This is a genomic window from Psychrobacter cibarius, from assembly GCF_016107535.1.
Classification (GTDB): Bacteria; Pseudomonadota; Gammaproteobacteria; order Pseudomonadales; family Moraxellaceae; genus Psychrobacter; species Psychrobacter cibarius.
The window spans coordinates 81905-93024 of sequence record NZ_JABASQ010000009.1 but is presented as its reverse complement, the minus strand read 5'-3'; the positions used below and the strand labels follow the sequence as shown (position 1 = coordinate 93024).

At 41.4% G+C, this 11120-nt stretch carries 9 protein-coding genes; 6 read left to right on the top strand and 3 right to left on the bottom strand.

The window, feature by feature from the left end; genetic code table 11:
- Positions 1-395 precede the first annotated feature (395 nt).
- From JFC08_RS07635 to JFC08_RS07615, 5 genes are all read left to right on the top strand, one after another.
- On the top strand, positions 396-1457 hold the full coding sequence (locus tag JFC08_RS07635) for a TRAP transporter substrate-binding protein (RefSeq protein WP_198330302.1): 1062 nt from the start codon (positions 396-398) through the stop codon (positions 1455-1457).
- 17 nt (positions 1458-1474) lie between these two features.
- Positions 1475-2002: a TRAP transporter small permease gene (locus tag JFC08_RS07630; protein ID WP_198330301.1), complete on the top strand. Its 528-nt coding sequence runs from the start codon at positions 1475-1477 to the stop codon at positions 2000-2002.
- On the top strand, positions 1999-3288 hold the full coding sequence (locus JFC08_RS07625; RefSeq protein ID WP_198330300.1) for a TRAP transporter large permease: 1290 nt from the start codon (positions 1999-2001) through the stop codon (positions 3286-3288). The genes JFC08_RS07630 and JFC08_RS07625 overlap by 4 nt, the downstream gene beginning before the upstream one ends.
- Before the next feature lie 336 nt (positions 3289-3624).
- Positions 3625-4674 (top strand): 5'-nucleotidase, encoded by a 1050-nt coding sequence (locus JFC08_RS07620; RefSeq protein WP_198330299.1) that lies wholly within the window; start codon positions 3625-3627, stop codon positions 4672-4674.
- Positions 4675-4714: 40 nt separating this feature from the next.
- On the top strand, positions 4715-5320 hold the full coding sequence (locus JFC08_RS07615; protein ID WP_193216990.1) for a rhomboid family intramembrane serine protease: 606 nt from the start codon (positions 4715-4717) through the stop codon (positions 5318-5320).
- Positions 5321-5404: 84 nt separating this feature from the next.
- Here the strand turns inward: JFC08_RS07615 and JFC08_RS07610 are convergent, their stop codons facing one another.
- From JFC08_RS07610 to JFC08_RS07600, 3 genes are all read right to left on the bottom strand, one after another.
- Positions 5405-5950, bottom strand: coding sequence for a hypothetical protein (locus JFC08_RS07610; protein WP_087814809.1), 546 nt, complete (start codon positions 5948-5950; stop codon positions 5405-5407).
- 359 nt (positions 5951-6309) lie between these two features.
- Entirely contained in the window at positions 6310-8178 is a 1869-nt protein-coding gene (locus JFC08_RS07605; protein ID WP_060491927.1) for a sodium:solute symporter family protein, read from the bottom strand.
- A gap of 4 nt (positions 8179-8182) precedes the next feature.
- On the bottom strand, positions 8183-8443 hold the full coding sequence (locus tag JFC08_RS07600; protein WP_045448034.1) for a DUF4212 domain-containing protein: 261 nt from the start codon (positions 8441-8443) through the stop codon (positions 8183-8185).
- A gap of 1110 nt (positions 8444-9553) precedes the next feature.
- On the opposite strand from JFC08_RS07600, the gene JFC08_RS07595 reads away from it, so the two are divergent.
- On the top strand, positions 9554-11050 hold the full coding sequence (locus tag JFC08_RS07595; RefSeq protein WP_060491926.1) for an alanine/glycine:cation symporter family protein: 1497 nt from the start codon (positions 9554-9556) through the stop codon (positions 11048-11050).
- The last annotated feature ends 70 nt before the right edge of the window (positions 11051-11120 follow it).

Below are 11120 nucleotides of genomic sequence, written 5' to 3'. Positions count from 1 at the left end.
TTCGTCCATGTGAGAGTAGGTCATCGTCAGCTCTCTATTCAAAGTAAAACCCCCTGCGACTTATGTCACAGGGGGTTTTCTTTGTCTGTGGGTTTGAGATTAAGTTATGCTTAATCTCACTTACTTTTAGAATTCACACTCTATAAGTGTATTTTCTATTTGAATTGACGAGTTTTCTTGTTTAATTGCTATGCAATTTTATGAATATATTTTCTAGCTTTGCCATCAAAATGATTTGACTTATATCATTATAGCTGCTAATTTTAAACTAGATTTTTATTACAGGTATGTAAAAGATATATTTAAAACTTGTAAATAATTAGATCTGGTATAGATTGGATTATTTACCAGTGATGTATTATTCCTATTTTCACAATTATCAAAAGGAATTGATAATGAAGCTAGCTCCTCTTTTTTCAATTGGTGCCTTAGCGGCTGTTAGTCTTTTAGGCTGCTCTAACCAATCTGCTAATACGACTGATGGCTCATCAGCAAACTCTCAAGAAACGACCGTTTTACGCTTCTCTCACTTTTGGCCAGCAACCTCTTCTATTAGCACAGAGGTTTTTGAACCTTGGGCAAAGCAAATAGAGACAGATTCTAATGGTCGCTTAAAAGTAGAGTTGTATCCTTCCGCGGGTCTTGCCAAAGCAGATGTTACGTACGAATCTGCTGCTAAAGGTACGATAGATATCGGTTCACAAGCACATGGTTATACCAGTGGACGTTTTCCTTTAACTCAAATCACTGAACTTCCTGGTTTATCAAACTCAGCGACTCAAATGGGTTGTATGCTTCAGACTCTTTATGAGGATGGCACGCTTGCTAGTGAGTATGAAGACTCACATCTACTATTCATGTATGGTGCTGGGCCTGGCTCACTGCATACTACGGATAAGTTGATTCGGACTCCTGAAGACATGAAAGGCATGCGCATCCGCCGCCCTTCTGCGGTCGCGGGTGACATTATCGAAAGCGCTGGGGCATCACCAGTAGGGTTGCCTGCCAATGATATGTACACCTCTTTACAGCGCGGCGTCGTCGATGGGTTGAGTTTTCCATGGGAAGCCGTAACAGCATTCAAAATCGATGAAATCACTAAATATCACACCAATATTCCTTTTTATAGTTCGGCGCTGATGGTTACTATGAATAAGGATAAATATAACAACTTACCTGATGATTTAAAGCAAGTGTTGGATAAAAACTCAGGAATGGCATTGGCTAATAAAGTTGGTGAAGTGTTTGATAAGCATGATCAAATGGCCATTCAAGCTGCTAAAGCTAAAGGCGATGAGATCGTTGAAATTCCTGATCCATTGAATGATCCTGATTGGAAAGGACCACTTGAAAAAGGTACTAAAAAATATCTAAATGATGTCAATGCTTTGGGTTTAGATGCTGATAGTGTCTATGAGAAAGCAAAAGCTGCCAGTGCTGCTTGTAAAGTGGTATAACCCATTGGAGGTGTCACATGGCATTTTTAGTAAAAATCAGTATTCTAATCTCTAGATTATGCCAGTTTATTGGTGGTATCAGTCTTATTATTATTGTCCTCACAACGATGCTCGATGTGACTGCTCGTTATATTTTCAAGCTGACTGGTGGTGAGTTTGGCTTTACCGTTAAAGGCAGTGTAGAGATCGTCTCTTACTTCATGCTCTTTGCTTTACTTGCTGCCTTTGGCGCTTTCGTCGAACGCTCACAAATCATCGTTGATGTCTTTACCCAAAAAATGCCGCAAGCCGTTAAAGGTTATATGATGGGCGTCTTTATGATGGGCTTTTTTATCATTGGTATCGTTTTTGCTTGGGGGCTTTATGAGAGTGCTGTTGATGCCATAGAATACGGCAAAGTCACTCAAGATCTTAGATTGTCAATGATGCCCATCTATGCATTTAGTGCATTTTTAAGTCTCTTACTCGCCATTCGCTCATTAATCGAATCCATTAATATCTTTAAAACGGGCGAGTTCTTTGACGCCGAGGAGACAGGCGCATGAGTCCAGAAATTATTGGAGCTATCGGCTTAATCGTCATGATCCTGCTTGTTGTCCTGCGAGTTCCAGTGGCGCTTGCCATGTTAGGTGTTGGATTGGTTGGTTTTGGCGCAGTGACGGCGCCCAGTGGTGCATTACAAATGCTCAAAGACATCCCAGTCGATGTCTTGGCAAAGTATGACTTTAGTGCGATTCCCTTATTTATTTTAATGGGCGTTTTTGCCACTCATTCAGGGATGGCAGGAAAATTGTTTGAAGCTACCCGAACTATTTTTGGGGGAGTGAGGGGCAGTTTGGGTATCGCTGGTATAGGATCGTCTGGTATTTTTGCTTCTATCTCAGGCTCATCCCTAGCCACAGCGTCCACTATGACCAAGGTTGCGCTGCCACAAATGGAGAAGTATGGTTATCAACCAGGTTTTGCCTGTGGTATTTTAGCAGCGGGTGGCACGTTAGGTATTATGATTCCGCCTAGCATTGCGCTACTGGTTTATGCCATCTTAACCCAGCAGTCAGTCGGTGACATGTTCATCGCTGGTTTCTTGCCTGGGATTTTGGGCATGGTGATGTATTCAATCACTGTTATGATTATGGTACGCTGGAAGCCGCATTTAGCGCGTCGCGGTGAGCCTACTTCTTGGAAAGCCAAGCTGCTGTCATTGACGGGACTCATACCATTTAGCTTTATTTTTATTGTGATTATCGCTGGTATTTTCTTTGGGTTATTTACTCCGACAGAAGGAGCAGCAGTCGGTGCGTTTGTTTCTTGGGTTTATGCTTTTGCCAAAGGCATGCGTATAAAAGGTCTAAAGCAATCTTTGATTGAAACGCTTGCATTATCAGCGGTGGTGTTCTTTATGCTGCTGGGTGCAGAAGCCTTGGGTTACTTTATCTCCGTCTCACGCTTGTCTTATACGCTAGCGACTTGGATTGGTACATTAGCAGTTAGCCCGATGATTGTACTGATCTGTATCTTAATCATGTACTTCCTCTTAGGGTTGTTCATGGATGCTTTGGCGATGCTGGTCATTACTATCCCAGTGGTATATCCAATCATTGTGGCGTTAGGGTTTGATCCCGTATGGTTTGGTATCATCGCTGTATTGACAGTAGAGCTTGGACTGATTACGCCGCCGATGGGGATGAATATCTTTGTGATTAAGGCAATGGCACCGCATATTAAGCTGTCTGATATGTTTCGCGGGGTCGCACCGTTCATTGTCTCTGATCTGATTCGACTGGTTATTTTGGTCGCTTTTCCAGCGATATCTTTAGTGCTGCTAACGTAAGCGCTATTGATAAAAGTAAGCTTAGAAAATCATAGCTGCGTCGTTCATCTACACTGTTCATCTGTATTGTTCATTAATAGAGCCATATTGTTTTCATAACAATATGGCTTTTTTATGATAAAAGAAAAAGTCGGCGTAATAATTCTATGGTTAAATTATTCCACATAAAGTCACATTATGAGACACTTTCTGAGCGGTCATTTTGATTACTTAAAAAGTAGTTTTTATACTAAATGACATTATACGTGGATAACTTTTCTTATCATTCTAAGGGCTTGTGAATGTAGTAAACTGGTTGGCATTTCCGAATAGATAACTTTATAAGTAGAGAAAATCATGGCAGTCGATTTTAGTAATACGCTCATCGTCGCGATTTCTGCAACGGCACTTTTTGATTTAACAGAATCAGAAAATTATTTGCTAGAGCTGCTAGAGCAGAGACCTGTAAGCGCCATAAAAGAGTTTCGAGACTATATGACCAAGCGTGAAAACGATGCTCTCAGTATAGGTGCTGGTTACCCATTAATTAAAGCTCTATTAAATCTGAATAATTATTGCAATGATGGTATGCAAGATTTAGAGGTTGAGACACCTTTGGTGGAAGTGGTCATTGTCTCAAAAAGTAGTCCAGATACGGGCATTCAAGTCCTCAATGCAATTCTTGAACATGAGCTGACTATCTCGCGCTCGGCTTTTATTTCAGGCAGTCCTGTTGCTCCTTATATTAAAGACTTCAACATCGATCTATTTTTGACGACCAATCGCGAAGATGCCCAGCAAGTGGCTGATGCCAATATCTGCGCTTGTGCGATACTCGACGCAACCCCCGTCAATACCTATGAGTTAGATACCGATCAGTTGCGTATTGCTTTTGATGGTGATGCGGTGCTGTTTGATGATTCAGGTGAGCTGCTGTACAAGCAAAAAGGACTGCGTGCTTTTCACGATCGCGAAATACAGATGCGTGATTTACCCATTGAAAAAGGCCCTTATGCTGAATTGTTGATTAAACTATCAAATTTACAGGAACGTCTACCCGCTGGTCTCAAGTATTCTCCCATAAAGATTGCATTGGTGACAGCTCGCAACGCACCCGCTGATCTGCGTGCGATTAAGACATTGCGAGAGTGGGGCGTCAATGTTGATATGGCGTTTTTCTTAGGAGGTTTAGAAAAAACAGCTGTACTTAGAACATTTGCACCTCATATCTTTTTTGATGATTCTATCAAACACATCGATGCCGCTCGTCGTTTTGTGCCCACCGCTTTAGTGCCTTATCACTCGACGTCGTTATTACATAGTGACAGTTATTTGATGACTGACAAAGAGGCTGCATTGTTAGGTTTTACGCCTGTAACACGCTCCACTGCTACGCTGAGCCATTAAAATATCGCTAAAAACATGGATTAAAAGAATAGGGCATTATATGAATTGGCAGCAACTGCTTAACTTGATTATGATACGAATAAAGCAGGTTATAGGCTTATATGCTTTTGTATTAATACCGATGTGGGGCATGTTTTTTTTAAATGAAGTGGCATTATTTGGCATGTGGAATATCTTTGGGATTGTGCCTCGTGCCTTAGACGTGGGCAGCATGATTGGAGTGTTTGCGTCATGGACGATGCATGGCAATTTTTCACATTTGCTTGGTAACACTTTGACGTTGTTACAGATTTTATTTTTGTTTGGATTGTTTGAGAAGAATGCTTATCGAACAGTGATTAAGCTCATTATCGCGTCTGGATTGGTCACTTGGATCATTGGCTCGCCATTGTCAATTCATGTTGGCGCATCAGGGCTATGCTTCGCGATGCTCGGCTATATGATAGGTGGTGCTGTATTTGCGCGGCGTTGGGGTTATTTGATTGCCTGTATTGTCATGGGTACTGGCTATTGGTTGACCATCAAGCAAGGATTGATGCCGCAACAAGGTATTTCGTTTGCGGCGCACTTCGGTGGTCTATGCGCTGGATTGCTGTTAGGCGCTAACTCTAAGCATACTTATACCGCAACTTCTCAGCGCAATTGAATATATGACTATAATATAAGCCGTCTTAAACCCCTTAGTAATCAGATGTTTTAGCAGGGTTTTATTTGCATATTTATGAGGAGGTTAGCTTTTACCAGTACAAATACTAATGAACAACGGGTCATCGGTTGCCAACTCTCGCCATGCTGTTGTTTGCCTCACATGTTCATCAATCGTTAGCTTACTGTCTTTTTCGGGTATGACATAATCGGCACGTGCAGGAATACGACAGTCTATAACTTGTGGTACTTTCTGCACACTTCTGCGTCTTTCAAACAAATATAAATTGACCAAATATATATCTGGATTGTCTACCTGCACGCTAGCGTTGGCGGTATCGGCAGCGATAAAACGTAATATTTGCGGTTTGATATAAGACCATGGGCGAAACCACTCGGTGCTTTTTGCTACTTTGACGACTTGCACGCCTGCTGGTAACTTGCTCACTTGCTGACCATACCAGTTATACTCTTGGTGTATTTGAAAGGCAAACATACCAATCGCAGCAAACAAAGGAATAAGCCACTTTGGTGCGCGTTTGCCAGCCAGTTTACTGAGGTGAGTTATAATGAGTGCCAGACCAGCCATGCCAAATGCGGCAGCAATGGTAGCGATAAACTCAAAAAGCATAAAATCTTCCTTAATGCGTTAAGCACTTTTAATTGAGCGCTTTTAACTAGGGCATGTCCTCATTTTAAAAATGGTCATAAAAATGAGATAAATTGCCGTCAAACAAGGAAAGTAGCGAAAATAATATCGAGATATTGATAAGCTATTGACGATGTTTGGCAAAATTTAGCCATTTTTAGCCCATTTAGAGGGTAATCGATTTAATTGAGGACACGTCCTAAGCATAGTTAATAAATTATATTCAATAAAGCAAAAATCTAACATTTTTTATAATAAATAAGAGATAAAAAAATCACTCACAAGCAGCTACTGCCTGTGAGTGATATATAGTAACTGAAGATATATTCTCATTTATACACTTAGTGGTCGACTGCACCGCCTGCGCCACGTGGAGAGCGGACACTTTCAACCAACTCTTGAATGTGTAATGGTGGGGGAGCAGTAGCATAAGAGACAGCAAACGCTACGATAAAGTTAAGCAATGCCCCAATCGCACCAAATGATAGTGGTGAGATACCAAATAACCAATACTCTGCCGTATCAGGGAAGTTCGCTGTACCGCTAATGAAGAACCAACCTTTAAAGACAAAGATATAAACAAGGATACTAATCAGACCTGTTAGCATACCAGCGATGGCACCAACATTATTGATCCGTTTAGAGAAAATACCCATCATCAGTGCAGGGAAGAGCGATGCACCAGCGATACCGAATGCTAAAGCGACTACCTGTGCGGCAAACCCTGGTGGATTTATTCCTAACCAAGTAGCAACTACAATTGCAACACCCATCGTAATACGTGCAACTCTCAATTCGCCTTTATCAGTAATGTTTGGATTAAGGTTTCGTTTAATCAAGTCATGACTGATCGCTGACGAAATAGCGAGTAGTAGGCCTGCTGCTGTTGAGAGCGCTGCTGCCAAACCACCTGCGGCAATAAGACCAATAACCCATGGTGGAAGATTCGCAATTTCTGGGTTAGCTAATACTAAGATATCGGCATTGACATCCAGCTCATTACCTTTCCAGCCTGCTGCGGTAAAGCGTCCATCAAGTTCTAGATCCTGTGCGACACGTGCAGTCTCTACGGCTGCAGTGGCAGCGGCTACATCGCCACCATCCGCTTGTGCAGCAGTCAAGGCAAGCTCAGCCGCACCAAGTCCACTGTCGTTGTACATTTGGATACGACCATCATTATTAAGATCATTATATTTAATGAGACCGGTATCTTCCCATGTCTTCATCCAGTCTGGACGTTGATCATAGTTTATAGGTGCTTCTGCTACCCCTTGTGGATAAATCGTATCAATCAGGTTTAAACGTGCCATTGCACCTACGGCAGGAGCAGTGAAGTATAATAGCGAGATAAATACCAACGTCCAACCAGCTGTCCAACGCGCATCAGCGACTTTAGGTACGGTGAAGAAGCGGATGATAACGTGTGGTAGACCTGCTGTACCGATCATGAGTGATAAGGTAAATAGCACCATATTTAGTTTGTTAGGGACATCAGCAGTATAAGCCGTGAAACCCAAATCAGTAACCACCTGATCTAGCTTGGTTAAGATAGGAACGCCTGCTTCCACATGGTTTGAAAACAAGCCCAAACCTGGAATTGGATTGCCTGTTAACTCAAGTGAGATGAAAACAGCAGGAATGGTATATGCAATCATTAGAACTACATACTGCGCTACCTGCGTATAAGTAATCCCTTTCATACCACCAAGTACAGCATAGAAGAAGACAACAACCGCAGCAATCAGGAGACCAGTCGTGTTTTCAACTTCCAAGAAGCGTGAGAAAGCGACACCGGCACCTGTCATCTGACCGATAACGTATGTGGTTGAGGCGATAATCAAACAAATTACGGCAATCATTGCTGCCGTTTTTGAATAAAAACGGTCGCCGATGAAGTCAGGTACCGTAAACTTACCAAATTTACGTAAATAAGGCGCTAGGAGCATTGCCAGTAGTACATAACCACCTGTCCAACCCATCAAATAAGTTGATGCGCCATAACCGCCAGCGGCAAGAATACCTGCCATCGAAATAAATGACGCAGCACTCATCCAGTCAGCAGCCGTTGCCATACCGTTGACGACAGGATGAACACCGCCGCCTGCTACGTAGAATTCACTCGTTGTGCCAGCACGTGCCCAAATTGCAATACCGAAGTATAGAGCGAAAGATAGACCTACAAAAATAATATTAATCGTAAATTGACTCATGGGGCTATTCCTCGTCTACGCCGTATTGTTTATCTAACTTATTCATACGCCAAGCGTAGAAGAAAATTAAAACGATAAATACCCCAATGGATCCTTGCTGAGCAAACCAAAAGCCCAAGTCGGTACCACCGATTTTAATACCTGCTAAGAGAGGACGTAACAAAATCCCAAACCCGTATGAGCATAGCGCCCAAATAAATAGGCTACCTAAAATGAGACGGACATTGGCACGCCAATAACCGGATGGATCGTTGTGGTTTTCCATAGGACAACTCCTTTTGCCTAACATAAAAACAAGATTACTGATTTGAGCCTGACAAGTTATTTTGCTTTAGCATGTATCACATGATGGAAGACAGTTCGATACGTTGTCTATAAACGGATCATAAAATCAGTTTATAGGCTGATAAAGCAGAATGACCAACCAGTAGTAAGTAACCCAATATTATCGAAAAAAAGGCAGATTTCTATCAGTTAAAACACTGCGAAAAATACTTTTCTGTGGTTCGATTTTGCTAAAAATTACATTGTAAAATATGGGTGTGGGTCGACTATAACCTTAACATCTAACAAGATTTATGGGCTATAGAATGACTGAATTTATAGTATATAGAGATGAGGATTTATGGAGGAGGGTCGGTATTGGTTGACAGTCCTCTGTCTTATTATGCTCATCATCCCTGATGATATTGTCTTAATATTTCAACTTATTATTCATGCCAATAAGTATTGCAAGAAATATTTATGAACTTATTGGGAATATATACAATATTGACTTAATTAACAATAAATAAATTTTATTTACTTTATGTAACTAAATGTTTGCTTTATGGAAACCATGGTCAACTTATGTTAGAGAGAGTAACTAAAAAAACGGTCGTTGCTCAGGTGTTGTGCTAAAACCCTATTTATATTAAGGATTTAGTTTTATAGAGGTATTAGAGAATTATTAGCAGTAAAAGTCATTCATTCTATAAATATAGCCAATACTTTACTCAATAAATATTATGGCAGTGACTATTTTTTTTGGAATGGTGTTTATATGAATACGTTTTAAAATCTAACTATTGTACCTAGTCTTAAAAGTTTTCTTCAATATTTCATATAAAAAATATTTTTTTGATCTTTATCTAAATACCTTGCAAAAGTTCGTAGTTATTTAATTTTTATAATAGAGGTTTGAAATAGTTAAATAATCTCTAGTCAGTTAAAATGTAGCGACAGGATGTTAGTGATTTACTTTGCCAATATATTGATCAGATATTTACTGTTTCATGAGTAGGCAGAGGGATTAGTAAGCATTTTTAAATATCATTAATCACATCAATTCATAAAATATACTAGCAGTATAAAATGTAAGTGAGAGGATAGCAGTATGGGTGAAGGAATAGCAGGTTGGTTTAATAGCATCGTCAATTATGGTGTCAGCATCATTTGGGGCAACAATGATTGGCTAATTGCAAGTAACCCTTGGTATGGATTACTGATGTTCGTACTGATTGGTGCGGGTTTATATTTTACCATTGCCACACGTTTTATTCAGTTTCGCCACTTTGGGCATATGTGGCAGCTATTGCGCGTGTCCAATCAAGGGCGTAAAGATGGCGGTATCAGCTCATTTGAGGCGCTGATGACCTCATTGGCGGCGCGAGTCGGTACGGGTAACTTGGCAGGGGTCGCAATCGCGATTTACCTTGGTGGTCCAGGTGCAGTGTTTTGGATGTGGATGACTGCGATCGTCGGTATGTCGACCAGCTTTATCGAATCAACATTAGCACAAGCCTATAAAGTGCCGCACAATGACAATGTTTACCGCGGTGGACCGGCTTATTATATCGAAAAAGGTCTCGGTCAGCGCTGGCTAGCGATATTTTTCTCATTATGCTTATTAGTAGCGTTCGGTTTAGCCTTTAATGGCGTGCAGTCAAATACCATCGCACAAGCGACCAACGAAGCATTTGGGGTTCCAACGTGGATGACAGGTTTGGTATTGGTCGTATTAGTTGCGCCAGTGGTATTCGGTGGTTTGCGCTCGGTTGCTCGTATCGCGGGTAAAATCGTACCCGTGATGGCGATTCTCTATATCCTATTAGCCTTGTTCATTATCGTGACGAATTTTAGTCAATTCCCAGCGGCGATTGTGTTAATTGTTAAATCAGCATTTGGTTTTGAGCAAGCAGCAGGCGGGGTGATTGGTTATGGTATTGCTCAGGCAATGATTAACGGTATCAAGCGTGGTCTGTTTTCAAATGAGGCGGGTATGGGGTCAGCGCCTAATGCGGCGGCAACGGCGAAGAGTCATCCCGATCATCCAGCGGTGCAAGGATTTATGCAAATGCTGGGTGTATTTATGGATACGCTTGTCATTTGTACGGCAACGGCGTCGATTATTATTTTGTCCGGTGTGGTCGATCCTAGTGTTGAGCAAGAAGGAATTCAGCTGACTCAGTTGGCACTGTCGCAGTATGTGGGTGATATGGGTGTTATCTTCGTTGCGATTGCTATTTTCTTCTTCTCTTTCACCTCTATCATTGCCAATTATAGCTATGGTGAGTCGAATCTTGAATTCATCTCTGGTGCCAAAAATGCCAAAGTCATGATTATGATTTTCCGCTTTATGGTCTTGGGCATGGTGTTTGTCGGCGCTATTGCCAGTCTTCCTGCCATATGGAACTTCGCTGACTTATCAATGGGTCTAATGGCACTCGTTAACCTAGTGGCTATTTTAATCTTGTCACCCGTAGCACTGCGCATATTGCGTGATTACGAGCGTCAGATTAAAGAAGGTAAAACTGGCGATCAAATCAAGTTTAATCCTGATGACTTTGTGAAGCTTAAAAACGAAGCCAATCGTGATGCATGGACGGATTAATCTCACCTGATTAAAGATAAACTTGTCTCATGTGTCGAAGTTAAAAAAACCGCCCTTATGAATTCATAAG